37 protein-coding genes are annotated in these 25,039 nt (G+C 55.0%); 28 read left to right on the top strand and 9 right to left on the bottom strand.

Annotation, left to right across the window (positions count from 1 at the left end; all coding sequences use genetic code 11):
• Positions 1 to 3: 3 nt before the first annotated feature.
• The 20 genes from ACN0XZ_RS17770 to ACN0XZ_RS17865 all read left to right on the top strand — a co-directional run bounded on the left by ACN0XZ_RS17770 (position 4) and on the right by ACN0XZ_RS17865 (position 13,452).
• Positions 4 to 696 carry a hypothetical protein gene (locus ACN0XZ_RS17770; protein WP_417459154.1) on the top strand — a complete coding sequence of 231 codons (693 nt, stop codon included), beginning with the start codon at positions 4 to 6 and terminating at the stop codon, positions 694 to 696.
• On the top strand, positions 693 to 2,144 hold the full coding sequence (locus ACN0XZ_RS17775; RefSeq protein ID WP_417459155.1) for a hypothetical protein: 1,452 nt from the start codon (positions 693 to 695) through the stop codon (positions 2,142 to 2,144). The genes ACN0XZ_RS17770 and ACN0XZ_RS17775 overlap by 4 nt, the downstream gene beginning before the upstream one ends.
• On the top strand, positions 2,144 to 3,211 hold the full coding sequence (locus ACN0XZ_RS17780; protein ID WP_417459156.1) for a hypothetical protein: 1,068 nt from the start codon (positions 2,144 to 2,146) through the stop codon (positions 3,209 to 3,211). The genes ACN0XZ_RS17775 and ACN0XZ_RS17780 overlap by 1 nt, the downstream gene beginning before the upstream one ends.
• Positions 3,186 to 3,704, top strand: coding sequence for a class I SAM-dependent methyltransferase (locus ACN0XZ_RS17785; protein WP_417459157.1), 519 nt, complete (start codon positions 3,186 to 3,188; stop codon positions 3,702 to 3,704). Before ACN0XZ_RS17780 ends, ACN0XZ_RS17785 begins: the two co-directional genes overlap by 26 nt.
• Entirely contained in the window at positions 3,701 to 4,177 is a 477-nt protein-coding gene (locus ACN0XZ_RS17790) for a hypothetical protein (RefSeq protein ID WP_417459158.1), read from the top strand. The genes ACN0XZ_RS17785 and ACN0XZ_RS17790 overlap by 4 nt, the downstream gene beginning before the upstream one ends.
• Before the next feature lie 173 nt (positions 4,178 to 4,350).
• The gene (locus ACN0XZ_RS17795; protein WP_417459159.1) at positions 4,351 to 4,593 is read left to right on the top strand and encodes a hypothetical protein; all 243 of its coding nucleotides are present in this window, start codon (positions 4,351 to 4,353) and stop codon (positions 4,591 to 4,593) included.
• Entirely contained in the window at positions 4,586 to 5,005 is a 420-nt protein-coding gene (locus ACN0XZ_RS17800) for a hypothetical protein (RefSeq protein ID WP_417459160.1), read from the top strand. Before ACN0XZ_RS17795 ends, ACN0XZ_RS17800 begins: the two co-directional genes overlap by 8 nt.
• 339 nt (positions 5,006 to 5,344) lie before the next feature.
• A complete protein-coding gene (locus ACN0XZ_RS17805) occupies positions 5,345 to 7,927 on the top strand; it encodes a sialate O-acetylesterase (protein ID WP_417459161.1) in 2,583 nt (860 codons plus the stop codon).
• Positions 7,928 to 7,942: 15 nt separating this feature from the next.
• Positions 7,943 to 8,338 carry a hypothetical protein gene (locus ACN0XZ_RS17810; protein ID WP_417459162.1) on the top strand — a complete coding sequence of 132 codons (396 nt, stop codon included), beginning with the start codon at positions 7,943 to 7,945 and terminating at the stop codon, positions 8,336 to 8,338.
• Positions 8,339 to 8,447: 109 nt separating this feature from the next.
• On the top strand, positions 8,448 to 8,747 hold the full coding sequence (locus ACN0XZ_RS17815) for a hypothetical protein (RefSeq protein ID WP_417459163.1): 300 nt from the start codon (positions 8,448 to 8,450) through the stop codon (positions 8,745 to 8,747).
• Positions 8,740 to 9,039 carry a hypothetical protein gene (locus ACN0XZ_RS17820; RefSeq protein ID WP_417459164.1) on the top strand — a complete coding sequence of 100 codons (300 nt, stop codon included), beginning with the start codon at positions 8,740 to 8,742 and terminating at the stop codon, positions 9,037 to 9,039. Before ACN0XZ_RS17815 ends, ACN0XZ_RS17820 begins: the two co-directional genes overlap by 8 nt.
• Positions 9,036 to 9,377: a hypothetical protein gene (locus tag ACN0XZ_RS17825; RefSeq protein WP_417459165.1), complete on the top strand. Its 342-nt coding sequence runs from the start codon at positions 9,036 to 9,038 to the stop codon at positions 9,375 to 9,377. The genes ACN0XZ_RS17820 and ACN0XZ_RS17825 overlap by 4 nt, the downstream gene beginning before the upstream one ends.
• A complete protein-coding gene (locus ACN0XZ_RS17830) occupies positions 9,377 to 9,784 on the top strand; it encodes a hypothetical protein (protein ID WP_417459166.1) in 408 nt (135 codons plus the stop codon). Before ACN0XZ_RS17825 ends, ACN0XZ_RS17830 begins: the two co-directional genes overlap by 1 nt.
• Positions 9,785 to 9,786: 2 nt before the next feature.
• A complete protein-coding gene (locus ACN0XZ_RS17835) occupies positions 9,787 to 10,170 on the top strand; it encodes a hypothetical protein (RefSeq protein ID WP_417459167.1) in 384 nt (127 codons plus the stop codon).
• Entirely contained in the window at positions 10,167 to 10,628 is a 462-nt protein-coding gene (locus ACN0XZ_RS17840) for a hypothetical protein (protein ID WP_417459168.1), read from the top strand. Before ACN0XZ_RS17835 ends, ACN0XZ_RS17840 begins: the two co-directional genes overlap by 4 nt.
• 1 nt (position 10,629) lies before the next feature.
• The gene (locus ACN0XZ_RS17845) at positions 10,630 to 11,490 is read left to right on the top strand and encodes a hypothetical protein (protein ID WP_417459169.1); all 861 of its coding nucleotides are present in this window, start codon (positions 10,630 to 10,632) and stop codon (positions 11,488 to 11,490) included.
• Positions 11,490 to 11,873 carry a hypothetical protein gene (locus tag ACN0XZ_RS17850; protein WP_417459170.1) on the top strand — a complete coding sequence of 128 codons (384 nt, stop codon included), beginning with the start codon at positions 11,490 to 11,492 and terminating at the stop codon, positions 11,871 to 11,873. Before ACN0XZ_RS17845 ends, ACN0XZ_RS17850 begins: the two co-directional genes overlap by 1 nt.
• Complete coding sequence (locus ACN0XZ_RS17855) at positions 11,870 to 12,331, top strand: hypothetical protein (RefSeq protein WP_417459171.1); 462 nt, start codon at positions 11,870 to 11,872, stop codon at positions 12,329 to 12,331. The genes ACN0XZ_RS17850 and ACN0XZ_RS17855 overlap by 4 nt, the downstream gene beginning before the upstream one ends.
• Positions 12,328 to 13,014 (top strand): hypothetical protein, encoded by a 687-nt coding sequence (locus ACN0XZ_RS17860; protein ID WP_417459172.1) that lies wholly within the window; start codon positions 12,328 to 12,330, stop codon positions 13,012 to 13,014. The genes ACN0XZ_RS17855 and ACN0XZ_RS17860 overlap by 4 nt, the downstream gene beginning before the upstream one ends.
• 51 nt (positions 13,015 to 13,065) lie before the next feature.
• Positions 13,066 to 13,452 (top strand): hypothetical protein, encoded by a 387-nt coding sequence (locus ACN0XZ_RS17865; protein WP_417459173.1) that lies wholly within the window; start codon positions 13,066 to 13,068, stop codon positions 13,450 to 13,452.
• 4 nt (positions 13,453 to 13,456) lie between these two features.
• Here the strand turns inward: ACN0XZ_RS17865 and ACN0XZ_RS17870 are convergent, their stop codons facing one another.
• The 9 genes from ACN0XZ_RS17870 to ACN0XZ_RS17910 all read right to left on the bottom strand — a co-directional run bounded on the left by ACN0XZ_RS17870 (position 13,457) and on the right by ACN0XZ_RS17910 (position 17,907).
• Positions 13,457 to 13,831, bottom strand: coding sequence for a hypothetical protein (locus ACN0XZ_RS17870; protein ID WP_417459174.1), 375 nt, complete (start codon positions 13,829 to 13,831; stop codon positions 13,457 to 13,459).
• 177 nt (positions 13,832 to 14,008) lie between these two features.
• Complete coding sequence (locus ACN0XZ_RS17875) at positions 14,009 to 14,329, bottom strand: hypothetical protein (protein ID WP_417459175.1); 321 nt, start codon at positions 14,327 to 14,329, stop codon at positions 14,009 to 14,011.
• Positions 14,326 to 14,694 carry a hypothetical protein gene (locus ACN0XZ_RS17880; RefSeq protein WP_417459176.1) on the bottom strand — a complete coding sequence of 123 codons (369 nt, stop codon included), beginning with the start codon at positions 14,692 to 14,694 and terminating at the stop codon, positions 14,326 to 14,328. The genes ACN0XZ_RS17875 and ACN0XZ_RS17880 overlap by 4 nt, the downstream gene beginning before the upstream one ends.
• A 39-nt stretch (positions 14,695 to 14,733) precedes the next feature.
• A complete protein-coding gene (locus tag ACN0XZ_RS17885; RefSeq protein ID WP_417459177.1) occupies positions 14,734 to 15,069 on the bottom strand; it encodes a hypothetical protein in 336 nt (111 codons plus the stop codon).
• 32 nt (positions 15,070 to 15,101) lie between these two features.
• Complete coding sequence (locus ACN0XZ_RS17890) at positions 15,102 to 15,314, bottom strand: hypothetical protein (protein WP_417459178.1); 213 nt, start codon at positions 15,312 to 15,314, stop codon at positions 15,102 to 15,104.
• 5 nt (positions 15,315 to 15,319) lie between these two features.
• Positions 15,320 to 15,529, bottom strand: a complete 210-nt coding sequence (locus tag ACN0XZ_RS17895; protein ID WP_417459179.1) for a hypothetical protein — start codon at positions 15,527 to 15,529, stop codon at positions 15,320 to 15,322.
• 521 nt (positions 15,530 to 16,050) lie between these two features.
• Entirely contained in the window at positions 16,051 to 16,344 is a 294-nt protein-coding gene (locus ACN0XZ_RS17900; protein ID WP_417459180.1) for a hypothetical protein, read from the bottom strand.
• Positions 16,345 to 16,471: 127 nt separating this feature from the next.
• Complete coding sequence (locus tag ACN0XZ_RS17905; RefSeq protein ID WP_417459181.1) at positions 16,472 to 17,527, bottom strand: hypothetical protein; 1,056 nt, start codon at positions 17,525 to 17,527, stop codon at positions 16,472 to 16,474.
• 74 nt (positions 17,528 to 17,601) lie between these two features.
• On the bottom strand, positions 17,602 to 17,907 hold the full coding sequence (locus ACN0XZ_RS17910; RefSeq protein ID WP_417459182.1) for a hypothetical protein: 306 nt from the start codon (positions 17,905 to 17,907) through the stop codon (positions 17,602 to 17,604).
• A gap of 392 nt (positions 17,908 to 18,299) precedes the next feature.
• On the opposite strand from ACN0XZ_RS17910, the gene ACN0XZ_RS17915 reads away from it, so the two are divergent.
• The 8 genes from ACN0XZ_RS17915 to ACN0XZ_RS17950 all read left to right on the top strand — a co-directional run bounded on the left by ACN0XZ_RS17915 (position 18,300) and on the right by ACN0XZ_RS17950 (position 24,916).
• Entirely contained in the window at positions 18,300 to 19,196 is an 897-nt protein-coding gene (locus tag ACN0XZ_RS17915) for a tyrosine-type recombinase/integrase (protein ID WP_417459183.1), read from the top strand.
• Positions 19,193 to 19,411 (top strand): hypothetical protein, encoded by a 219-nt coding sequence (locus ACN0XZ_RS17920; RefSeq protein WP_417459184.1) that lies wholly within the window; start codon positions 19,193 to 19,195, stop codon positions 19,409 to 19,411. Before ACN0XZ_RS17915 ends, ACN0XZ_RS17920 begins: the two co-directional genes overlap by 4 nt.
• An 82-nt stretch (positions 19,412 to 19,493) precedes the next feature.
• Positions 19,494 to 20,102, top strand: a complete 609-nt coding sequence (locus ACN0XZ_RS17925; RefSeq protein WP_417459185.1) for a hypothetical protein — start codon at positions 19,494 to 19,496, stop codon at positions 20,100 to 20,102.
• A 182-nt stretch (positions 20,103 to 20,284) separates the two neighbouring features.
• Positions 20,285 to 22,063: a DEAD/DEAH box helicase gene (locus ACN0XZ_RS17930; protein ID WP_417459186.1), complete on the top strand. Its 1,779-nt coding sequence runs from the start codon at positions 20,285 to 20,287 to the stop codon at positions 22,061 to 22,063.
• 319 nt (positions 22,064 to 22,382) lie between these two features.
• Entirely contained in the window at positions 22,383 to 22,901 is a 519-nt protein-coding gene (locus ACN0XZ_RS17935; RefSeq protein ID WP_417459187.1) for a hypothetical protein, read from the top strand.
• A complete protein-coding gene (gene thyX, locus ACN0XZ_RS17940) occupies positions 22,859 to 23,677 on the top strand; it encodes an FAD-dependent thymidylate synthase (RefSeq protein ID WP_417459188.1) in 819 nt (272 codons plus the stop codon). The genes ACN0XZ_RS17935 and thyX overlap by 43 nt, the downstream gene beginning before the upstream one ends.
• A complete protein-coding gene (locus ACN0XZ_RS17945; protein WP_417459189.1) occupies positions 23,670 to 23,915 on the top strand; it encodes a DUF3310 domain-containing protein in 246 nt (81 codons plus the stop codon). Before thyX ends, ACN0XZ_RS17945 begins: the two co-directional genes overlap by 8 nt.
• Before the next feature lie 83 nt (positions 23,916 to 23,998).
• On the top strand, positions 23,999 to 24,916 hold the full coding sequence (locus ACN0XZ_RS17950; protein ID WP_417459190.1) for a hypothetical protein: 918 nt from the start codon (positions 23,999 to 24,001) through the stop codon (positions 24,914 to 24,916).
• Positions 24,917 to 25,039 lie beyond the last annotated feature (123 nt).

Consider the following 25,039-nt stretch of genomic DNA (forward strand, 5'->3'; position numbering starts at 1 on the left):
TTCGTGGAACTGTCTAGTCGCCCGTTACTGCCGATGCTGCAACCGGGGTCGCCGCTGCGCACCAGCGGCATGGATGGCTTTAATGTTGAGCGACAGATCCTCAACTCAATGCAGGGCGGTACTACACCTACGAACTTCGGCTTGCGTTTTGCAAAAACAGTAAAGGGAGGTGCAGAAGACGACTACCCCGAGATCGGCGACGCTCCCAATATGTATCGCATCAAGTGGGTCCAGTTTGCCCACGCCAGCACCGAAGACGACGCCCCCGGCGAATCCAACGTCGTATCGTTCAATAAGTCGCCCAAGGATTACGACGGGTACGTTTTTAACATCTCCGGCGCATACATCCCCGAAGGTACCGAACTCTGGGCTCATACCCATAACTCGTTCGCTGTCACTTGGTGGGTTCCTGCTGAAAATTCAGCTTTCGTAAAAATCCCCGATGCCGGAATCGCAGCGGCAACTGATAGCGGCGCAACGCCAAGCGTCACGGCGTGCAAAAAATACATCCAAGGCGACGGCGGCGCACTGGCGATCGATTTAGATGATGAATTGGAAGAGGTGGAAATCGACGTACTGCACTACGGGGCGGCGATCGAAGGGGCTGCGGATCACGAATTCAAATACATGCAGGTGAAGTTGACGCCTGGTGGGTGGGTGATTGATGTTGAGTATTGTGACGGGGCCGGGGAATGAGTGTTTTTCGGAATTCGCCGGGGAAGTGTTGTTGTGGGGGATCTGCCGACGACTGCATCATTGAAACCCTGCCGTGGGTCGATGACGGCGAAGGCGGGGCAGTAGGCTGGACGGTCGAAAGTGGATCGCTGCTTGTTAACGGAGACGGCACTGTCACAATCTACGCAAACACTCGACTCACTCGTGTCTATGAATGGACTGACGAATCGGAAGAGGCTTTGGTTGTTGGTTTGCCGTCGTCACTTGCTGGCGACGTGAGGATATTGTTTGAGAACTCTGGTTACAGTGGCGGTGATCTGGTTGGTGATACCGGCCAATACGCGCTATTGAAGCCCAGCGGAATGGAACTTGGCGCAAGGATCTATTGGGCACCGGAAAATAAACAATACTGGATGGGGCCGTTCACCGACTTCTATTACCCGCTGGCATCCCGCCTTGATTATCCATTTCGCAAGCGAAGCGTTTCGGTCGACGCAGGGCAGGCCGTGATCGCTCGCGAGTTTTTCAAATACGCCAGCGATGCGGAGGGGTACGGATACGACGCCAGCGGCGATGTTCGATCGCGAAACGGTGGCGTGTCATGCCACGCCTGGGGGCCGCACATGCTGATTAAGCCTGGCACGCCAAGTGATTGGTCGGAGTGGCAGCAGGTCGCCGATTGGGACGCATCGCCCGAGTCTGGCGTCTACGGTTTGGTCGGCGACAGGATCTCAATTGAAACCGGCGACACTGCGGTAACGCTTGGCGAAATGCGGATAACGCAGCTCTGCTACCAAGCCCCTGCATGGGGTTCGGGGTTCGTCGAGGCTGAGGAGTTAGGGTGGTCGGTCACGATGGATATCGAGCTGGGACTTGAAGGCAAGAAAGTTCCACTGACAGGATACGCAGGCAAGGTTGTCGGGTCGTACTCTGATGACCTGAATGATGGGACAAACGACATCCCGCCACCCATGCTTGGGTTCAGTTACGAATACACTCAGGTGTGGGCGGAACTTGATGGCGCATTCTATAACTGGGACGATTTCGCCGGTGAATGGGTGATTGGCAGCACCAGTGTCAGAACTTATCCAGTCGGCCCAGAGAAGGGGCTGCATAGGATTCAGGATGCAGTGAATATATCCGGCGGGAACGGGAGTCACGATTTTGACGGCGGGCTTTCTGAACACTGCTCGACGCACACCCCGACGTGGACTGGCGGAACATCTTCAACTAGCTGGGACTTTCGGGTATTTCTGTCGTGGGATGCCAGCAGAGACAAGACAATCATCCTTGTTTTGTTTGATGAAAAATCCCCCGCTGAGTACCGATGGGCGTGGCGAGGTGAAATCGACGGGGAGTTAACCGAAGCCCCTCAATCCCATTCGCTTGATCCGATCGCAGCGCCGCCTCATTTCCCGTCAGACCCCACCCCGCCTGGCGGCGGCGGGACTTGCACTGTGAGTTGGTGATGGCAGTTTACTTCGATCACCATGTCGGCGCTCGCTTCGCCAGAAAGTTCCCCGCCCTGGACATGCACCGAGGGTGTGAGGAATGCCGTGGGATTGTTGCCGCGATGGATTCGGCAGGGCTCGCAGTCGACATCTCAATGGCAGCAAAACAAATCGTGCGAAACGCAAACCGGCACGCACTGAAAGAGTTCGGGGCGACGCGATCGGAACAAACTAAAGCGGTCGCGTCGGAAATCGAAAAGGTTGTTGCGGAAGCTAAAGCCAGTGTTCCGTCGCCAAAGAAACTGGTGGGGGATCATCTCACGTTCCGCTCCACCGACGCCCATTCCGACGTCACCCTAACCACAATCCACTACAACCCTTGCAAGTATCGCCGCCTCCGCGAAACCTACTACGAATGGCTGCCGACGCTTCCGCAAAAGCCAATCTGTTACGAATTGGTTTTTGATGATGATGAACCCGAAATCGAGGGATCTGTCGTCGTTCGCGGTACGCGGTCGCGAAATCTAATGTGGCAGAAAGAGCCGCTTTGCAATCTGCTGCTTACCAATTGCACGACTCCTTACTTTGTCTGGTCAGACCACGACATGATTTGGCAAGATACTAATTGGCTCAGTAATGCAATCGGCCTGCTGGATGACCGCACCCATGCCGTGCAATTGTTCCGCCGATTCATCCGACCGGAACAAAGCGGCGAAAAGAAAATCACCAACGGCACCACGTCGGGAGGATCGGCACCGGGCGGGGCGTGGCTGGCAAAAACGGATTGGCTGCGAAAACTTGGCGGGTTTCCGGTGCATAAAATCGTCGGCGGCGGCGACACCGATATTTACCGCAAAATGAAACGCCACGCCACTTGTCTCGACTCTGACGTGATCCATTTATGGCATGGCGACAAGAAGCACCGCCAGCACCATACGCGAATGGATATTTTGCGACGTCGCCGATACAAGCACGGCAAAGATACGCGAATCAACGAAAACGGAATCTTGGAATGGTGTAGCGACAAGCCCGATCTGCATCGCGAAGTGAGAGAGTTTTTTGAAGGAAGAAAAGAAGATGGCTGATAAATGGAACCGCTACGCCGAAGCTCGAAAACATCTGAACTACTACAAGGCGGTTCGCGGCGAAATTCTGCGATACAGCCCCGGCGAATCCATCCTAGACGTTGGATGCGGTGGCACGGATATCGTATTAACTGGCGACTTTTCAATCCGCCATGCAGTGAACGCGACGCCGATCGATCCGTTCCCAGCGGAACTGTTTGTCGGATCGTGGCCGGAAATCGAATTGCCCCGCGAACGCTACGACGTTGTGACATGCTGCCAAGTGCTAGAACATCTGCGGAACGAAGCAATCCCGCCGTTTGTGCGGCGATTAAAGGAGACCGCTGGCGTTCTGATCGTTTCGGTTCCCTACCGCTGGCGGGCTGGGCGATGCAAGTCGCATAAGCAAGACCCAGTGACGGAAAAGAAACTTGAGAAGTGGATGGGGAAGCCTAGCCGGTTGAGGGTCATCGAAGACGGCACGCTAAGCCGAATGATTGCCACCTACGAATGATCGATCTGCCGCCATCCCCGAACAGGCCGGGCTTTGATCCTGCCGTATGGAAAGCCGACGCACTGATCGTGCGCCGCGTGGAATTGCATATCGAACCAGACCGCCAGCACGCGGAAATTATTGGTTCGCTTGGCGTGCGCACGATCCATGAGTCGACCGGCGACGAATTTTACAGCGTTCCGAAGCCCGACCCGTTGGGCGTCGGAACCACTATTGCGGTATCGCTGGCAAGGATTGGGATCAAGCCGAAGTTTGGCTGCAAATGCAAACACCGCGCCGCGATCATGGATCGGTTAGGAATCGACTGGGCAAAATCACACATTCCACACGTCGAATCATGGTTAATCGAAGCGGCGGAGGATCGCGGCAAGTTGTCGGCGGCTGCCGCAAGGTTCGGCGGAGCGGCGGCGGTAGTTGGGATTGCAATTGCAAAGATTGAGTCGCGGCGGCTATTGCAAGGAGCGTTGCAATAGGATCGCGTTTCGCGGTACAATCCCGCCACGGGGGGCGGATAGTTCAAACTGGCAATCGATTGATGGACTGGACGCTTTTCTACCAATACGCATCCTTCGCGTGGGGCCTAGCCTGCGTCGGGTTTTCGTCGTGGGTTGCGTACAGGTTCTTGCGACTGCGGGGCGAGAACCACATGGCCAAAGCACTAGCTGGCGACAAAGTCGGTGAAGCAGTGGTTGGCATCATCACGCTGACTTTTGCAACGTGTTCGATGCTAAACACTGTGGCGGGGCAGAAAATCGTGACGCTCCACGGCATCACGCCGAACATTGCTTCGACGCTGCGGGTGGCACTGTTTTCCGTGGGTGCCATCACTTCGGCGCACGTCCTTTATCGTGTTCAACGCACAGTGAGGGAAGCAAAGAAGCATGGATGAAAAAATCGCCATCGCCGTCAACTCGCTGAAAGAAGTCATCGAACGCCAGTGGGACAAAATCGACGAAGTAACTCACCACATCGACAAGGTTGACCAGAAGGTTGAACTGCGGCATGAGTCGCTATTGAAACAGAACGCCGAAGTTCGCGACGACATGCGGCAGATCCGCGACCACGTCATGCAATTTCATATGGTGCCGAAAACGGAGATTAAAAACATGAGCCCTGACTACCGCCAGTACGCCGACCACGGCGGAAGTAATACGCACAACAGCACGCAGATGGTGAAGTGGGGCATCGGTGGGGCGGCTTTGATTGTGATTGTCGTGCTGGCCTTTAGCATCGGCGGGAAGATTGAAGCGGGGCATGACGCGACGCGGTTGAAGATTGAGTCGGTGGAGGTTGCGGAATAATGACAGACGTAACAATCGAATCCATCCAGGCAGGCAGTCGACGGCTGGGAAGAAAAGACCGCTGAGCAAATCCGCGACATCTTGCGAGCGGATACGCGGCACGTCCGCGACGTCAAAGCGACTGGCGGGGATATTGCTAACAGCGAATTTGACTTGCTGCATGTGCTCGCGGCTCGGTTAAGAATCATTCGGATCGGAACGGCGGCGTGATGGTATCGCCTGAAGGGTTCCACAGTTCGTTCCTGACAAGCATGGCGCAGGACGCCATGTCAACAGCAGCATAGGTGAGCAATGGCCTGGGAAGATTACAGACTAGAGTCCCCATCGAGCGGGTCGCTCTTGGCAGAGTGGCATTTCGGCGAGGGGTCGGGAACGTCGGTCGCGGACGAAGTCGGCGCACATGACATCGACCTAGACACGCCTACCGACCCTGGTTACACATGGACGACGAAGGGTGTAGAGACAGAGGATGGCGTTGTCCAAACGCCGAGCATCACAGGCGTTCGCACTGTGGCGATGCTGTGCCGGGTGGCAAAGGATGAGCCTTCTGGCTTTATCTTGTCGTACGGCGGATCGGGAGGCAACGGGATTCTTGCGTCCGATGCTGGACCAACCGGCACCGTGCATACAGCGAGCAGCAGGGGGGTTGTGCCGATCTATGCGAGAGCGAGCGGACAGTCGGCGTATCGCCTGAATCGCGGAGGCTGGTACGTGCTGTTTGCGGAGCTTGCCACGGCGAGCAACACAAAGCTCGGGCTCGGCGGTCGGCACTCGGCGACGACGAGCCGTTGCTCGGAATTTGGCGTCGCCTGGGCGGCGGCTTTTAGCGACGTGCTTACAGATGCAGAGCGTCAGCGGATCTATTTGATGGCTCGTAAACTGTCAGCGTCCCGCTCGTTTTACATCGATTACCGGGACTGCCCAACACCTGCAAAACTGGTGGCGGTGTGGGGGCAAAGCAACGCAGAAGGGCGTGCAAAAATTGCAAACCTATCTGCCTCCGACCAGGCAAATGCGTCGCCCGCTGGCGTCTACGTTAGCAGTCGCAACACGCTGACGACTGCACCCCTTGTGATGGGCACAAACAATCAGACCGACGCACCCAGCACCGATTTTGGGCCGGAAATGGGGATGGCGTGGATGGCGGAAGACGACAGCGTCTCGCTGTACCTGTCAAAATACGCAATCGGCGCGACGTATCTCGCCGACCCTGGCTCGACGTCTTGGTCGATCGACAGGGACCCAGCGTCATCCTATTTCAACTTAGCGCTGCGCAACCTGTGGACTGTCGAAGCCGACATGCTAAACGCTGGGGTCGGACCCGATTTGGCGGGTGTGTGCTGGATGCAAGGCGAGCAAGACGCAACAAGTGCTACCTACGGCGCAGAGTACGGCGAAAACCTGAAGGTTTTTGTTGACAAATGCCGCGAGCAAGTCGGCGACGCAACGGCAAAGTTTTGCGTCGCTCGGATTCGAGCAGAGGACCCAACCTTCAACGAGGACGGCGTGGCTAGCGTGCGAAGGTATCAGGAGGTCATCGGGTCTGTCGATCCTAACATGTCATGGATCGACACCGACGAGATGACTCTAAAGGTCGATGACGTACACTACGATGCGGATGGCATGAAGTTGCTCGGAGAAGCTTTTTATGCTGACTTGTTCGGCGCACCGGATGACGATGACAGCAGTTCTGTCGGCGGGTTTTCGCCGATGATTCACGGGCCGCGACTCAAGCCAGGCCAGTTGCCGCGACTGTATTACCAGGTCACGACATCGGGCGGATCGCCAAAGACCGATCTACTGCACACCGGCGTCACCAGCACGGGCCACCGCACCTACACAAACGGCGTCGCGTCGGCAGTTGTGCCGGGCGGTGCGGTTGTGGCTGGGTCGATCACATCAAACCACGCTACCGGGTCGGTCGGCGTGGTCAACGCTGCGGCTGGGCTGTATTTTAACGATGCTGCCGTTGGTGCTGCTAGCGATTCCGTTGACGAGGCCGAAGCTGTTATCGTGCTGAGCGATTCGGATCTTGTCGTGTGGCCGATTCGGCATGTGGTTGACAAAAAGACGTCGGCGGTCGCCGACGTCATCGGTGCCCCCGCAGGTGACTCCATCGCCGCAGACATCGCAGCGGTTAAGACCGACACTGGCAATCTAGTTAGCCGAATCACGTCAACGCTATTCGACGGCATTACATCGATGGCTTCGCTGCTTGGTGTGCTGGCTGGCAAGTCAACCGACGCTACAGCACTTGCGGAGATTAACGCGACGGACGGCGGGGCGACTTACGACAACACAGCGGAAAGCCTGGAGGCACTTGGCGAACTGATCGAAAGCAACGGGGCGGGTGTCGGGCCAAAGACTGTCGAAATCACTGTGACCGATTCCGATGACGACCCTATTGTCGGCGCTGCGGTGCGAATCACACTAGACAGCGAAAACTACGCAACCACGACCGGCAGTGACGGCGTTGCGACGTTTAATGTTGTGAATGACGGGAATTGGACTGTGGTTATCACCAAGCAAGACTACAGTTTTAGCGGGGCAACGCTAACGGTTAGCGGTGACACAACCGAAGCCTATGAGATGACGGCAAACACGCCGCCGACGCCGTCTGACCCCACGCTTTGCGTTGCCCGTGTCTACTTCGCACTCAACGGAACGCCGGTCGAAGGGGCGAGCGTGACGGCAAGCCTTGGCGTCGACAGCGCAGCCGATTCGATGATCCTGAGTAAGTCGAAAACATCCACCACGACCGATGTTAGCGGGTATGCTCAATTGGAACTTGTGCGACAAGAAAACTTCACGACAGGCACAGGCAAATACGAAATCAAACTGCTACACAATGGCATCACCCACTGGTCAAAAACCGTCGCGATGCCAAACGCATCGTCGGCGTGGATTGAAGATTTAAGCTAGGAAGGATTCGCAGATATGGCTTTTACGCTGACACCGACGACGGTTTACTACGGATCTGATGCTTCGCTTCGCGAAGTTAATTCCCAGGAAACAATACCGCCTGGGCGTGCCGTTACCAGCGACGGATACCTTGCCGACTCTGAGGATGAAGACAAGTTAGATATTGCTGGCGTGTCGATCAACTATTCGGTCAGCGGCAAACGGTTGCAGTTGATAACGCTTGGTGAATTAACGACGGGCGACGATCTGTCGGCGAATATCGCCAAAGAAATTGTCGTCACGACCGAGGGTAAGTTTGAGTACGGCGATGAACTTTCTTCGGGGCAAACGCGGATTCGGGTCGGGTACGTCAAGTCACAATATGTGATTGATGTGATGCCGTATAATACCGGGATTGAGATGCCTGCGTAGTTCCGAACCCCCCCTGCCTATTGCAACGCCCCTTGCATTACGATACGTTGAGATCTGAACGGATTCACGGCGAACGGATTCGCCGCTTTTCTCACTTGGGAGGGGAACGATGGCGACGTGGTGGAAAAAGCTAACCGACGGATTGCTTAGCAATTCCACCGGGGCAGGCGGGGCAAGTGCGAGAACATGGACATTGATCGGAATTCCGATCGCCATCGCCCACGGCAAAGCGTCGCGATCTGACGAAATTCTCCTATCGCTGCAATCGCAGTTGATCGAACTTCGGCAACTTCTTGAAGCCGACGAAGTGCCGGTAAAGGGCCGCGTTAAATGCGACGCAATTCTTGCTCAATTGTCGGCTGAGACCGGCATCGATTCGGGGCGAGTCGCGGAGGGCAACAATGGATAAGTCTTCTCAAAGGCAAATGGCTCTGACCATGCTGATTCGCCGCGTTGCTGCTGCCGAAGGGTGTACCGGCACCGAATCAGATCTACGGTCGGCAGTGTCAAAACAGGTTCGGCTTGAGTTCGGCGTTCTTTTCTGGCTGCAAGTTGCTTGGTTCGTGATTCCGAAGTTGGTCAGTTTGTTCTGGGGCAGCACCGAAGGCGTTGCGATGCGAAAGCAGCAGGTTTCAGCGATGTTTGAACGCAAATTTGCTGAGTGCTATGACACCGCAATTGAAGAACTGGGGGACGGATGAGCAATATTCTGCATTCCAGTGAGGGCATTCACCTGCAACGCTTCGCGGGTTCGCTCGAAGCTGATCTTGGGGCTAGCGGAATTCGCGAAGCCGTCAATCTCTGCGAGTCAGCCGAAAAATACGCAGCCGATGCCGCGTCGCGATCTGTCGAGCGTAGCGTTGTCGAAGCGTTGGTGCTTGCACTCTTTGACGCCAAGATTGCACCGATCGTTCGCGGCATCGATCCACCCGGACCAGAGTTCACGGACAAACGGATTGTTCGCCTTGCGGTTCCGCTCGCTCGCTGGATCTTTACTCACTTCACCATGTCGGCCTACGACCGCTTCCGAGGTAACTAATGACGATTGCAATGGCAGAACTCACAAGTAAAGACGTGGCGACGATTGGTATTTCTAGTCTGTTTTCGACTGCGATGACCGTTATTTTTTTTGTCGGCGTCGGCGTCTATCTTTGGCGAGCCTACGGCGGAATTCCTGGCGTTGTTTCGCTGCTGGCGGTCGCTATTGGTCGCGTCACGGGCGAAGAGGCGGGCAAAGAGATTGCGGTCGAGATCGGAAAACAAGCCGACGAATTCAGCGGATGGGTGGCGGACAAAACGATTCGCGGTTTGCTTCCGCCCGAAGGCGTGATGCGTGAAGCCTACTTGCGAACGCTCTACGCGGAAGAGATCAACCACATGCCGGAACTGATCGAATTCCTTGAAGAGATCCGCAAAGGCTACAAGCCGGAATCGGCGGAGGAATAGACGTGCTTCCGATCCTTGCCGCCATCGCTTGCGTTCTGCCGCACGGAAAATCCGAGGCGATCGTTGTTGATCGTATCGAGATCAATACCGTCTATGGTCGCAAAGAGATCTGGAACGGCTGGGCGACGAAGTACGAAATGAAGCCGGTCATATCGCAAGTGATCCTCTGGCGATGGAGTCGGCACCACGGATTTGTTGTGGCGGATTGGCTGCGGATCGAACCTGAAGACATCTACATCGGTCGCAAGCGGGTTTTGATTCCAAGTGGCAACCAACCGCGAAGTTTTCAATCATCCGACATCATCCAATCGCACACGACGCACGACCCGGAACGGCAAAACCAAAAGATCGTGCCGACCGACTCGCGAAGGAGTTATCTCAAGTGACACAGGCAGAACAAATCAAACGCCCTAGCGGGTGCGGAATGCTGATTGCTCTATTCGGCTGGGCGACGTTTTGCGGCGTGGTGTTCATGGTCGGCATGTCGTTTCTGGCTAGTGGCGAAGATGGCGATTCGGTGCCGGACATTCCTGTCACGAATTCGCTGCTAATCGTCTGCGAATCCGATCCGTCGGAAGCCGGGAACTCGCTCACCTTCGACCAAAGATTGATTCTCGATTCAGTCAAAATCCGCGACTGGTGCGACCAGAACGGTGTTGAACTTCTGGTTTTGGACGAAGACCAGACACAACTGCACAACCTGCCCGGCAAGTGGGCTGAATTGCAGCAAGCGTTGCAATCGCAGCCGAAACCAGCGTGGGCCTTGAGTTATGGCGGACAGACCACGGCGGCACCACTGCCAGCCGACACTTCCGCCGCACTGTCGATCTTGGAGGGTCGCTAGAATGTTTGTTAGCAAGATCAGACGCAACGAAACGGTTTGGGATGACAACAACTTTCGCAAGTTGGTCGATACGACGCACGCCGACGGGCGACTTGGCACCGGCTTTTCAGGTCGCCCGTGGAACGAGCGACCGTTGGGGAGCCTTCGCGGCGTCAATTCGATCGCGTCGGATCTGCAAAAGATTCCACGGAGCCAATGGGCCGAATTGATTCAGCAGCGAGAGCAGAACGGGGCACTGCTTTCGCAACTTCACCGAAAGATGAAGGTTCCCGTGCTGAATCAGGCCAGCAACGGCTATTGCTGGATGTTTGGGCTGGTCGGCGCATACATGATGGCACGGGCAAAGGCCGGGTTGCCTACGATTCACTTTTCTGCGGCATCGATTGCGGCACGCATCAAAAACGGTCGCAATGAAGGGGGCTGGGCTGGCGAAGGCATCGAAGGGTGGCAGAAGTTCGGCGAAATCTACGAACATAAAGATTGGCCGGAAGAATCTCGCAGCCTTTCGCATCTGTCGCGGTTTGATGAACCAACGAAACGAGCGGCGGCGACGCATTCAATCGCCGAATACACCGAATTGCCTGAATTCGATTTCGATTGGTTAATGACCTATCTGATTCTCGGCATTCCCTGCACGATGGGACTGCTTTGGTGGGGGCATCTTGTCTATGCACTCGATCCAGTGATCCTCAGTAACGGCAAGTTCGGCGTTCGGATTATGAACAGTTGGACGGAGCGATGGGAAGATGGCGGAACGTCGGTGCTAGCGGAAAGCAAAGCACGGCCCGACGAATCGTTCGCCGTTCGCGTTGCGTCGGCATCTACCGCGACGACAAGCGTAACTGAGGCGATGGCGATTTAATGGGCGACCGTAATTTACTTGCAGATTTCCTGGTCACGTTGGCGTTCGTTGCGGTTACATCGCTAATCATCACCGTGGCGTCGAACAGCGACCAATCAACACAAGGCGAGCAAATGGCAAAGAAGAAAGCGACAACGAAGGTTTTTGGCGGACAAAAGCGATCGACTTACGTTCACCCCGAAACACCGCCGTTTGAGCGGGCATGGTTCCCGAACATCAAAATGTCGATGGTCGCGTGCGAGGAAATCAAAAGCCGACACCAGTGGATGCAGTCGGAGGGGCTTGGCGACCCGACCCGCAACGCACAGGTAATTTTTGAAGTCGAAAAACTTCGCTCGCTAATTATTGGCGGCGATGGAATCGTGGGGGATTCAGAACGATGAAATTCGCAGCAATTGCATTTTTGATTCTGGCTGGCGGTTGCAGCTTCGATAATCCGAAGCCCGCACCGCTGATCGATCTTGGAGCATCGCCGCCGCGACTTGATGCGGTGGCGTCTGAACCGGAAGTAGCAGCGAAGCCGGAAAAGCAAGCCGACGTACCGTTGCCGCTTTGCCAAGAGATCATTTTCTATACGAAAATTCCTGAATGCCCGCCGTGCGTCGCAATGCACCGAGACGGTTTTGAGTTCGAGGTTGCACAGGCGTTCGGCTGCCGCATCGGAACGTATGACGAAGAATTGCTTTCGGGAATGCCTTACGTTGTCGTCGTAATGAACGACGGGCAACGGATTGAATGCCACGAAATCTACCAGCCGAAATTGGAAACGCGATCGGATCGGCTGAAATACCTGATCGCGAAAATCGCAAAAGAAATCGAACTTTACGAGGTGACCAAATGAAATCGCTGGCAATCTTTTTGACGCTTATTTGTGGCGTCGCCGTCGCTCAAGATTCTGACCGCCTGCAACGCTTGCGAGAGCTGCAAGACGATGCACCCAAGGCGATCGCCGAAAGTGCGGACGAACAAATCTTGCTGAACGAAGCCGCCGCGATCCTTGAAGAAGAGGAACGGCTGACTGATCGCCAAAGCCAGTTTCCCGGCGACATCGACCGGCTAAAGGCATGGCTGACGATGGGCCGTGAACTGCTGAAACAGACGCAACCCAGCCCGCTGCAAGCCCGCGCCGCAAGTATCACACAGCGTGAAAGGGATATTCGCGAAGAACGCAACGCGATGTTAAGCGAGATTCAGGGTGTTTTGTCGGCACTTAGTGGCGGATGCGAAACATGCGGGCCCGACTGCCCGTGCGGTGCAGATTGCGATTGTATCAATGGTGAGTGTGTGCCGCGTCGACGCGGCGTCGACGCCGCGTCGACGCAAGTCGCAAGCGTTTGCCAGACAACCGGGAAGCCATACGTTCACGACGGCTGCCGATGCCCGTTCTGCCTGGCACGACAGCGACCGGCAGTTCAGGCCGGAACATCGGTTCGCGTACAGGCTGGCGGCACTCGCGTCGTCTATGAAGTCGTTCCCGGCAGTTGCGCAAGCGGAAACTGCCAATATCGTGCGGTGGTTCGGTAACGATCGAACCACCACAACCCTCAAAACCCTAACAATCGAAAGTTTGAAATAATGAAAACGCTCGCAATTATCGCCGTTCTGCTTACCGCTCCCGTCGCCATCGCCCAAGGCGTGCAATACTGGTCACAACCGGTTAGCGTCAACTACGGCGCATATTCCAGTTACGGCAACGCCTCTGGCGGATCGGTCGGCAGCGGATCGGTCGGAACCGTCTACGCTGGCGGATCAACCGGCTCGGCATACGGTGCTGGATATGCCACCGGGCAGCAAGTCGCCACCCGCGTTCGCGGCGGATTGTTCGGTCGCCGAACTCGAATCGTTTACCAAGATGCCGGATTCATGGGGACGGCGAAGCAAGTTCGCCGCGTCGCTAGCGGGATTCGTGGCCAGTGGGTGTTTTACGCCGACGGATCGCGACAGTGGCAGTGGTATCGCTAGGCCACTATATTTTCCCTGCTGCCTTGAGTTCGCGGACCTTGCCATTGACGTCGAATTTGTATTCGTCGTCAACGGATGCATCTAAGATTTTGAGTATAAAACTCATGTCATACTCGCCATCGTCCTGCATCAGCACAAACATGCCGGAAAACATCGCAACGGCTTCTTCGTATTGTGCCTGATTCATTTCGCCAGATCGACGACGCTGATTAGCAACTTCGATCATCTGGCACATATCTTCTGCTGCACTTCCAACCAGCGTCGGCGGCTGTGGAAGTGGTGCCACCTCTTTCGGTGCGACGCGGTTGACCAAGTACATCCCGCCAGCCGCACTTGCGCCGACCAGAACACACCCCAGAACAAAAATTGCTGCCTTCATCGCTCGTTACTCCCGTTGTTTGGTGGAAACGGGATATTCTAGCAAATTCCCCGCCTACGGGGTAAAGGCTGTTTTTTTGGGGATATTGGGCGCTGAAAAATGAAAGCCAGCCCGGTAGCAACGGGCTGACTTTCGGAATCCACTCACTAGGAAGTGGAGTGTTAGTCGCGGAAAATGTCAGTCAGCCTGCGGATTGCCGCGAACTGGCCCTACATTCACGATTTCATGACCACACCATTCGGAAAGCACGCTCTCGACACGCGGTGCGATTTCCTCCCACGTGAAGACACGGCCCTTCGTGATGCGGATTTCGTGCATCTTGAATGTCGCTTCGACGACGCCATGTATCGCCAACAAATCATCGGTAAGCCGCTGTTGATTGCTGGTTAGTTCGGTCGCGTGAATGAAAGCGTGCACCGAATCCCAGAACCTCTCTTCTGAGTGGAGCGTTGCGATGTCGCCGTTCTGGTAATGTTCCCACCTGATGCGTGTTGTCATTGTTTGATCCCGTTTAATGTTCTCTCAACCCAACAAATAAAATCTTGCGTGCTTATGGCTTGGGTGATGAAGCCACCATCCTCTCGCATGACAACGATCTTTGTTCGTTCGCTGGCCATGTAGCACTCGTGTAATCCTTCGATGCCGCCCTCTCGCCATTTCGGCCAAAATTCGTCAAGGAAACTTTCGCTGTGAACGAACGCGGTCTCGATGCAGCGGCTTAAACCGGAAAGCATGACGGGGATGTAACGGCGATCGTTGCCAGCCAAGGATTCGTCGGCCTTTACGTATTCGCCGTTCTCGCATTCCTTCATGTAGGCCACGTTCGATGGGCCGTGGCTGATTTCTGGATTGTATCGTTTCATTGTGGCTCATTTCTCGGGAAGTTTCCGGCTGCTTACTAGTTACCTTGCTGCCAATGCCGCTAGTTCTTCATTCGACAGGCCAGCAGCTTTTGCCTTGGCCAGTGCTGACTCTCTCGCTTCACGAACCTGCCTGTTTTTCTTGTCATCCGCCGTTTCATGGAACAGTCGGCCCGGATACAGCCATTTCCCATTGGCCTTCACCGCCAATTCTTCGGTGACGCGGCAATCGCTGCCTTGAACGCCTCCACCCTCGCCGATCCGAACGGCAGTTTCAAGAGATTCGCACACGGCAAGCGGGTACTCCCGCCCGCGACCTTCCGTGCGGTCAGTGTTTTGCCATGCGACCCATACTGTTTTGTTGTCTTCGATTTTCATTGTTTTCGTGTTTTCGTGTTTTCGTGTTTGCATTATTCGTTGATAGTAGCCACCGCAAAATCCCCGCAACCATCAACCGATTCGATTTCGTCGGCGTGGAACATTGCGGCGACCGCTTCGGCTGCCGTGCTTGCGAAGTGTTCCTTGGCATACGATCGCCAAGTGCCGCTTTCGTCTCTGGCTACCCAGCAGGGGCCGTATACGGCGAATTTTTGTTCGTGGCGGATGGTTACTTTGTATGGCATTGCGATCACTCTTCCTCAAAATACGCCATCGGATCTGGGTACGAATCGAGCGGCCTGATCGGATGCCCGCCGTCAATCACTCGTTTCTGATCGGCGACGCATGCGCTGAGTTGCATGATCGCCCGCATCAACTTGATTTCGTGGGGTTCTGGCTGCCCGTTCGGCAGCGTTCCCCATCGATCGATCTGGTTTAGTATTCGTTGTTGGTCTGTCACTTGGATTGCCTTTTCGTTGTGGTTCATTCACCGTGATACTTAAAACATTCAGGATTACCGCACCCATCTTCTGAATTGTGGTCTGGATGGGCACAGTCGACCAGATTGACCATCGGAGGTCGCTTGCAGTCTGGGCAGATCCGCAGCCTAGGATCAGCAACGCCGACCGCACCACAACGGCATTCAAGCAGTCGATTGTTTTGGTTGTCGATGCTTAGCACACCGTTGCACATCGAAAACCGCGATGGCAACATCTCGCGAAGGTCACGCCTACGGCTGCCATGCAAGTCATACATACTCTGCCCAAGCTCCAAGAACCGCAGCGCACTGTCACGGGCTTCGCTTGGTGGCTCGCGGAGAACAAAGTTTCGCGTGTCTTTCGCATCATTAAACCAGTCGAACCGATCGAATGGGATTGCGACGGTTAGGATTTCTCTGACGATCATTGTGGTGCCTTTCGTTGCATTTTGTGGATGTTCCCGAAACCATTTTCGGGAACATCGCAGCGATTCGTTTTCTTTCTACACCCGCCCCAAAACCACCGAACAAAACTCTCGCTCAACCGCCAGTTCGGCAAAGTTCAATTCGTTTTCTTCGACGTGCTTCGCCGCGATCGCGTCGACTTCAGCCCAGAATGCCGCGTCGTCGAAGCTGTCACGCTCGCGAATTTCCGTTTCGGAAACGACCGATGCAACCGTTACGGCTCCAAAATCGACGTCGCAGTTATCGCCTTCGTAGCAGTTGATATCGCAACGTGCGTTGCAATAAAAGACGACGCCGGGCTGACCTTCAAACTCGAAAGAATAAGTCGACATTGCTTTGCCTTTGTGTGAGTGGTGTTTACCTTTGCAGTTTGCTGCTGCATGGTGGTAGTTTACACTTCTCTATCGAACCAGTCAACAGAGAAACTTGAAATTTTTCTGTCGACTTGGTTCTGGGCAACTAAGCGGGCTGCTCCATCGATTCAAGGATGGCGGCTTCGGCGGCACGACGAACCGACCATCCGTAAATGAAACGCCTCGCGACGCGGGCACTGATCCCAAGCCGTTCGGCGGTCTTGTCGTGGCTCAACCGGAAATTCCATGCCTTGATTCGGATGTGATCGAGCGGGTCGCTCGCGATCCGCAGATCTTTCATCGTGCTGCCCATTCGCCGCAACGCATCTTCCATGCACGTTTTGCGAGACCGGTATTCGCGGGCGTGCACGATATATTCGTCGGTCGGCGTGATTTCCCAGCACCACCATCGCAGCGTGACTTGCTCGCCATCGCGTGCACGGCCATCGTGAACCAGTGCAACGAAGATCCTGCGGCTGCCCTCTTCATACCGGGTCCACGCCTTGCCAGACTCATCCAGTGGCAACGCGGCCTTGCCGTCAAACGGATTCGGCATCTTCTCCATTTCAGCGATCGCAGAGAACTTCTTCTCTGTCGTTAGGCACCGACTCTTCTTTGTCGGGTCTGGCATGACCTCGCTGTAGCGACGCAAAAGATCGACGACGCGGCGGTGCCTGATCCCCGCCGTCTTCGCAATCTCTTTCGCGGTATAGTAGCCAGCCGGTGACGGCGACAAAGAGCCCGTATCGTGCGGCTCGTCGAATGGGTTCGGCAGGCCGTAGAGTCGGGCTAACGCCTTTACGTCACGCTTCCCCATCAACAGCCGTCGCGTCTGAATCTTCGCTTCCTTCGCCAGTCCCAATTCTTGGATCGCTTGGCGAACGCGAACCGCCGTACCTAGGGTGCGGCGGACTTGCGAGATCGTGACGTAACCCTTCGGTGCGAGGTAGTCGACAGAGTGCCGGTTGTCATGCTCGATGATTTCGGCGGGTGCTTCGGCTCCGACGTGTTCGGCGATTTTCGGAATGTCCGACTTGCGAACAATCTTGGCTTGGATTTCGCCCTCTTCCCAAACGCCGATATCGTTGTCTCTCGCCCACCGGATAACTGTTCCGGTGGTTCGCCCCATGATCTTCCCAACTTCTGTTGCGGTATAACGCATTGTCCCTCTCGTTTTGTAAATTGCCAGCACGCTGCAATTACATACTAGCCGTTGGGCAAAGATTTGATGCGTTTTTATTTCGGCTTGCGACTGCCGGTAGGTTTCGCGTCGGCGATGATGCGACGGCCAGACCGGGCTTTGACTTTGCCAACCTTCCCGCGATCGCGGCACGGATTGCCGGGGCCGTCGTAGATCAGCCCTCGCACCTTTTCGGCCTCTGCTTTCGTTAGAACCGTCACATTCGACGGGAATATTTGCCGACCGATGCCTTCGCGGTCGCACCACCGCCAGACCGTTGTGCGATTGACGCCAAAATCCTTTGCCAGTTCGGAAAGGGTGTAAACGCGTTCGTCGATAGTGTTCTTCGCCTTTGTAACCATTCTGTCCACCTTAACTGATTGAAACGGGCATTGCATTAAATAAAAAACGGAAACTTGACTGCGCCCCGCAGCTAAGCTACCGTCGACTGCGGTAGTCACCTGTTTACAAAATCGACACCGCACCGGAGCAAAAGTATTTCAAGCACCACAAAAGGCTAAAATTGCTTGAAAAACTCCCCTGGCCTCGCGGTTACAGGACGGTGCGAATGTCGAGTGGAGGATAATCCACTCGACTCTAAAAACGCCCGGTCTAAGCTCGATAACTGACACAACGTGACCCATTTCGCAACGCGTGTTTCATTACCTAATGCGGTAAAAAACGCGTTCCAGAATAAGGAGACGAACGCACGGATGTGACCTAACCTTTTGTGTTCAAAAAGGAGCACACCGTGATGAAGATTATCGATTTCTTTTCAGACTATTACCGGCCGCAGCGATTGCTAGGCAAATCATCCGAGACAACCAGACTCTATAGACTTAGTATCCGGTCGTTCGGCAAGACCCTCGGAACCGTCGCAAGACTTCCGCACCTTACCGACGTGAACGTTACGCGACACATGCAAACAGTACTTGACGCGGGACGGAGCAAAGCGACGGCAAACAAAGATCGCAGCCAACTTCTAACTCTGTGGCGTCACGCGTCGCGGCTTGGCATGGTCGACAGTTGGCCCAACGTGCCGCAACTTGTCGAACCCGAACGAACGCCTGAAGCTTGGCTGCCCGAAGAATTCGACCGACTGTTAAAAGCGGTCGATTCGCAACAGGGAAAGATCGGCGAAGTGCCACGTTCGTTGTGGTGGCGAGCGATCATATTGTTATGTCTCGATACCGGCGAACGGATCACGGCGGTCAGAACAGCCAAGTGGGATTGGTTCTATGGCGAATGGGTCAAAGTCCCTGCCGAGTCGCGAAAAGGCAAGCACCGCGATCGACTCTACCGGCTGAACGCAGAGACAACCGCAGAACTCGAAAATATGCGAGGCTATTCAAGGAAAGATGTGTTCCCGTGGCCGTACTGTGACGGCTACCTGTGGACGCTCTTTGGCAAGCTCTTGAAAGAGGCAAATCTGCCAAGCGGACGCCGTGACAAGTTCCACAAAATCCGCCGCACCACCGGCAGCGTCGCACACGCGGCGGGGCTCGATGCGCAGGAGGTTCTGGATCACCAATACCGCCGAACGACGCAGCGATATATTGATCCGCGATTCACTCGCACACAGCAAGCGTGTGACGTTATCGGCGGATTCCTTGGTCGCGGCGACGCCACGCCGACCGAGGTGACGGCATGACCAAACGAACAGGCTATTACGCCACCGGCGATCGGAACGCAAAAACGAAACTTTCCGAATCTGACGTTGCTACGATTTACGTAGGCGTCGATTCGGATGCAGTGACGGCAAGAGCGTTCAGCGTTACCCGGTCGACCGTCGCCAAAATACGCAGGCGTGAAACGCGGCAGGCTGCAACCGAAGGGTTGGTGCTTGGTCGGCCACGCGAATCGTAACGCAAAAGCCATTGCAATAGATCATTCCAGATGTACAATCGGAACCGTTTGGACCGATTGTACATTTAAGGAGGGCGAAGCGATGGCGACAAAGACAAGGGCTGGTAAGCGGCTGACGGAAGAACAGATCGAATATGCAGCCGAAGCGTTAAAAACGATCGAGAAAGAACTGTATTTGCAGCGATGCAGTGCTGCTAGTGCGGTCGATCGTATCTATAACATGACGTGGGTGAAACTGACCACAACTGATTTGCGGCGACTCCGCCGCGAACACTGCAAATGGTTCCGCGTCGGCGAACTAACCGCAGATCAGAAGGAACGAGCGACTAAAGTTGTCTGCGATTCCGATTTCGCTTGGTGGTATGATCGGCGGAATCTAACCCAGGCCCGCCGCAACGCGGAAACGCTTTGCGGGTTCTCTCTGAAGCCGAAAGAATTTCGGATTCTCATCAACGAACACTGCAAGTGGTTCCGGTATCGTCGCCGCGTTCGGCCATCGACCGAAACAACGCTAGACGAAAAGAGTTGGCGGCGACTCAGCTTGACCGTTGCAAAAATGGCGACGGAACTTCATGGCAGGCCGATAGATGAAGCGGTCGCGATCGTTTCGACGCAGCGAAAGTGCAATATCAAGCTGCTTGACGGGCTGACTTCGGAGTATCGGGTTTGGGAGCAAGCAATAACTGCTTGACTCATTCCGCGTAGCGTGTAAACTGAAACCGTCGCAGCAAACGACAGAATCAGCAAAAAGGCATCTTTGCAACCGCCCACAGTGGATTTCAGCGGCGATGCCTTTTTGTTCTAACGCAACGCCCGTTGCAATAGAACCGAATCGCGATAGGCTGAACCTCCCACAAAAGGAACACCGCAAAGATGGATCTATCCGCACAAATCGTAAAATTCCCCCGTGCCGTCGTTACCGGCGACACGTTCACGCACCGTGCTTTTCTTCGCACGCTACCGGGAACGCGACACGTAAAAAACACGTTTTCGTTTGATGCTACGCCGCAGTCGGCGGCGATGCTGGCGGAAGTTGGCACGAAGTTGTGCGACCGGCTAGCGAAGATGGCGGAAGTTGCCGAGAACGACACGCCAGCGGTTCCGGTCGAGTTTGAACGGCTTCGACAGAATCAAGTTGATGGCGTCGGTTTTATTTCGACGCGTGCCGACGGGTTACTAGACCACCGGATGGGTCTGGGTAAAACGTTTCAACTGATCGCAACGATTTTAGCGAAGCGGCCCAGTCGCGTGCTGATTATGTGCCCGCAGGCGGTGATCGGCGTGTGGGTCGGCGAACTTGAAAAGTGGTGGAACGCTGGGAAGATCCTGGATGATCCGCAAATCGTGAGCAACCGGAAGCGAGATGCCGCAAAAGTTCGTGACGCGATGCTTGCCGAAGATCACGGCGACGGCTACCACGTCCGCACACTTCGGCTGGATGGCGAATATGCCAAGCGAACGTCGGCGGGGAAAGCGGAATTCGTGCGGCAGTTTTGGAGCGATAGCCAGCCAAGCAACGAATGCCGCATCGTGATTGTCAATTACGAATCTGCATGGGTTGGCGATCTTGGCAAGGCTATCGTTGATTGCACAGGCTCGCGATTCATGGCGGTCTGTGATGAAGCCCAGAAGGTAAAGGGGCACAGCACCAACGTGAGCAAGTGGTCCGCGAAACTGGCTTTGCAATCGCGGTGGAAGTACGCATTGAGCGGCACGCCGACGCCGAATAGTCCGCTCGATATCTTCGGCATCGCTCGGTTCCTTGATCCAGCCTACTTCGGAACGGTCTGGTCAGCATTCCAGGCCGAATACGCCGAATTAGACCCCGTTTACAACAAGCCCGTGAGGTTCCGCAACCAGGAAAAGCTTGGGAAAATCATGGCGAAGTTCACGCACAGATGCCATGAAACGGAGTCACTGAATCTGCCGCCGCTATCGATCGTTGATATTCCGGTAAGGCTCAGCGACCAGGCGATGAAGATCTATAACCAGATGAAACGGGAGTCGATTGCGCAACTGAATGAAAGTGAAACGCTGTCGATCGAGAACGTTCTAACGCGAACGATCCGACTTCGGCAGATCGCATCGGGCAACGTCGTTTCTGACGATGGGGCGGTCTTGCGAATCGACGATTCTAAACTCAAGGTGTTGCAAGACCTGATCGAATCGACCGACCAACCGGTGACAGTTTATTGCGAATTCAGTAGCGAAGTCGAAGCGGCGCGTGAGATTTTCGAGAAGTGTGGCAGACGTCACGGCGAAGTGAGCGGAAACGAGAAGACGCTGACGAAGCACGGCAAATTTCCTGACCACCTCGATGCAATGGCGGTTCAGATCAAGAGCGGCGGAAGCGGCATCGATTTGACCAGATCCCCGATCGGGATATTCTTGAACCTTCCATTCAGCCCCGGCGACTACGAACAAACGATAGCTCGCAACTACCGACCGGGGCAAACAAGTAACACGACGATCTACCGGATTCTCGCAACCGGAACTGTCGACGTCCGCGTGGCGTCGGCATTGCGAGAGAAACAGAGCGTACTGGATGAACTGACGCGATACTTTGAACTTTCGGGGAAGGATACCGATGCGACGAATTCTGACTGTGACGGATCACGCGTTCTACCGGTATCGGCAGCGGGTAGATCCTAAGTGCGATAAGAGGCACGAAGTCGAGAAAGCAGTGCTGCGGTCCCGGTTGATTTCGTGCGGCGGCGACTCCCAAAAATTCATCGACGACGCGACAGGCACAATATACATCGTGCAAGAGTCGCGAATTGTTACGTGTTACAACAAACACCCCAACAAAAAGATCAACCGTAAAAAGAAAGAACCACTGCGAAAGCGGCGGCAGAAAAAGATTTATGATCGAAATTGCTACGGCTGCGGTTGACGCGCCACGGGGCTAGTTTACACTTTGAAACGCAACGCCCATTGCAATAAGCGTTGTGAGCCACGAAAGGAAAACACCATGCAAAACGATATCACCGATTCGGTGAAGTTCGGCGAACGTGCCGAACCTTCTGATTTACCGCAGCCGCCTGCGTTTTGTGCTTCACAAGACGAATTAGAACGCCTGATCGCCCATCGCGAGTATATGGAGCGGCTTGATGGTGCGGTCAAAGCGTTGGTCGACGACGCGAAGCGGAAAGAAAAGAAACTTGTCGCCGACGTGGCCGAATCGTGGTCGCTGATGTGCAAGGAATCTGAAAAGCGGGAAGGGTTCACCTACTCGCTGGTCACGAAACGTCACCCGTCGGTCACTGGCGGAACCGCACAAACGGTTGAACTGTTCCGGCGTGCCGGTTTTGAAGACGTCATCGAAACAAAGGAATCGATTCACCATTCCCGCGTGAAATCGATTCTCGGTGAATTGATCGAAGAAACCGACGACGGTGAACTGGATCTGTCGGCGATTCCTTCGCCGCTGCGGGAGCATGTCAAGGTTTGGACGGAAGTTTCAGTATCGAAGCGAAAGGCGTCGCGATGAGTGCTTGTGGATTGGTGGGGCTCACGGGTGCCTTCAGTGGATTGCGGCGAATGTTCAGCCGACGCGAAGAAACTCCCAAGATCGAACTGCTTGATAGCGGCTACGTGTCGCTAGTCGAAGGGTGGGGGAGCGACGAACGTGTTATCGAAGCCGCCCGGATGTCAGTCGATAAGGGTTTCCTTGGCTGGGGAACAAAAGACAAGCCGGGTGACGAACGTTTGTTGTCACACCTCTACCGGCATCGACACGCAACACCGTTTGAAATGGCGGGGCTGATCGTGGAAGTGAAGTTGCCGATCTTTGTCGTTCGCGAGTGGATGAGGCACCGAACGCAAAGTTACGCGGAAATGAGCGCAAGGTACGTTCCGCTGCCAAACGAAAACTACATGCCGACAATCGAAAGGCTGATCGAAGGGGCGAACACGCCGACGAAAAACAAGCAGGCACAAGGGAACGGGAAGTTCCTCACAGAAGACGAGGCAGAAGATTGGCTATACAGCCTCGAATCTGTCTACCGGCACGCACAGGAAGTTTACGACGACGGGATAGCGATCGGCATACCGAAAGAACTTGCACGGCTTCCGATGCCAGTTGCTCGATATACACGGATGCGAGCAAGCGCAAACCTCCGCAACTGGCTAGGGTTCCTGACGCTTCGGCAGGCGAGCGATGCGCAAGAAGAAATCCGCGTCTACGCCGACGCCGTCGCGACGCTGATTGCACAGCGGTTCGGTCGCACTTGGGATCTGTATTCGGAGGGGCGGAAGGGTGTCTAACGCAAACGATCGCCAGCACGGCGGCGACCATTACAAAGACAGAGGTATTCAGCCCTGGGATTATGTCGCCGCGAACAACTTGGGTTTTTTTGAAGGCAACGCAATCAAGTACCTGACCCGGTGGGAAGATAAGGGCGGAATTCAGGATCTTGAGAAAGCGATTCACTTCATTGAAAAACTGATTGAAACAAAGTCGCCAAAGAAAGACGAAACACAGCCGGAGCGATTCGGCATTTAACGAAACACCCGCAAGCAAACGGGTAAGCCGCTTCGCGATCCGGCTTTAATGATCGCCACATTTTTCATGCAAGGAATTTGCAAATGGCTACTGCCGAAAAGAAAGAACTGGCTACCACAAAAGGCAACGAAATTGCGACCGCAGCGGCGGTTGATGATCTGCCGTCCGCGATCATCGACATTGCGCCGATGTTGTCGACACAGAGCGAAGTACATGACATCGCGATGGCTGAAGACGACGACGAAATGGGGTTGTCGATGTTCACCCAGGCGAAGGCACCGTCTGGAAAACTGCCGAAGGATCTTCAGTGGTCGATCGAATCGGAACTGGAGAGCAAACACGTCGAAACGGTTGACGGCTTCATCGCGTGCTATGCATCGCGAGCCGTGCTATTCAAGAGCGATGATTCTGTGGCCGGTGAAAAACCTGTACTGGTCGCCGGTTCGCCTGCTGGCAAATCGATGCGATACGGATATTTGACCGGCGATCCCGCGTCGATGGATTTTGGGGAACTCGACCCGAAAGAGTTTGAAAAGTGCAAGGTGAAAGACGATGAAGGCCGCGACGCTTATTTGCTCGAAAATCTCAGTTATGCACAATGGGACTCTGGCAGGAACGGCGTCGGCAAGCGGATGAAGGAAAGCCGATTCCTGTTCATGCTGACGGAACACGAAATGTTCCCGATCTGGCTGACCATCGGCTCCGGTTCGCTCGGTGACGTTACAAAGTTCCTCAACGGTTTGTGTCGAAAGCAAGGTGTCGACTACCGCCGATTGGCGTATTCGATCGGATTGGCACGCAAGACCAATTCGAGAGGAACTGAGTTTGCGAAAGCCACTATCTCGACGATCAAGGGCGACGACGGGAAAGCGATCATGCTCCCGAAGGAAACCATGCTTGAGATCGCCCGAACCTACGGCGATCCGATCAACGCCGTTCTCGAACGATCGCTGCACAGTGGCGGATCGTCGCTCGACGTGAACGACGGCGGCTTGGAATAGCAGTCGTCTATCCCGTGTGGTGTTCGGGATTGATTGACTTGGCGGCGGGCTGGAAACAGCCCGCCGTTTTTTTAGCTGTTCGCTTGAGTGGACGGCAGGCAGGACTAGAAAAGAATCAACATT

This window comes from Kordiimonas sp., assembly GCF_048264555.1.
GTDB lineage: Bacteria > Pseudomonadota > Alphaproteobacteria > Sphingomonadales > Kordiimonadaceae > Kordiimonas.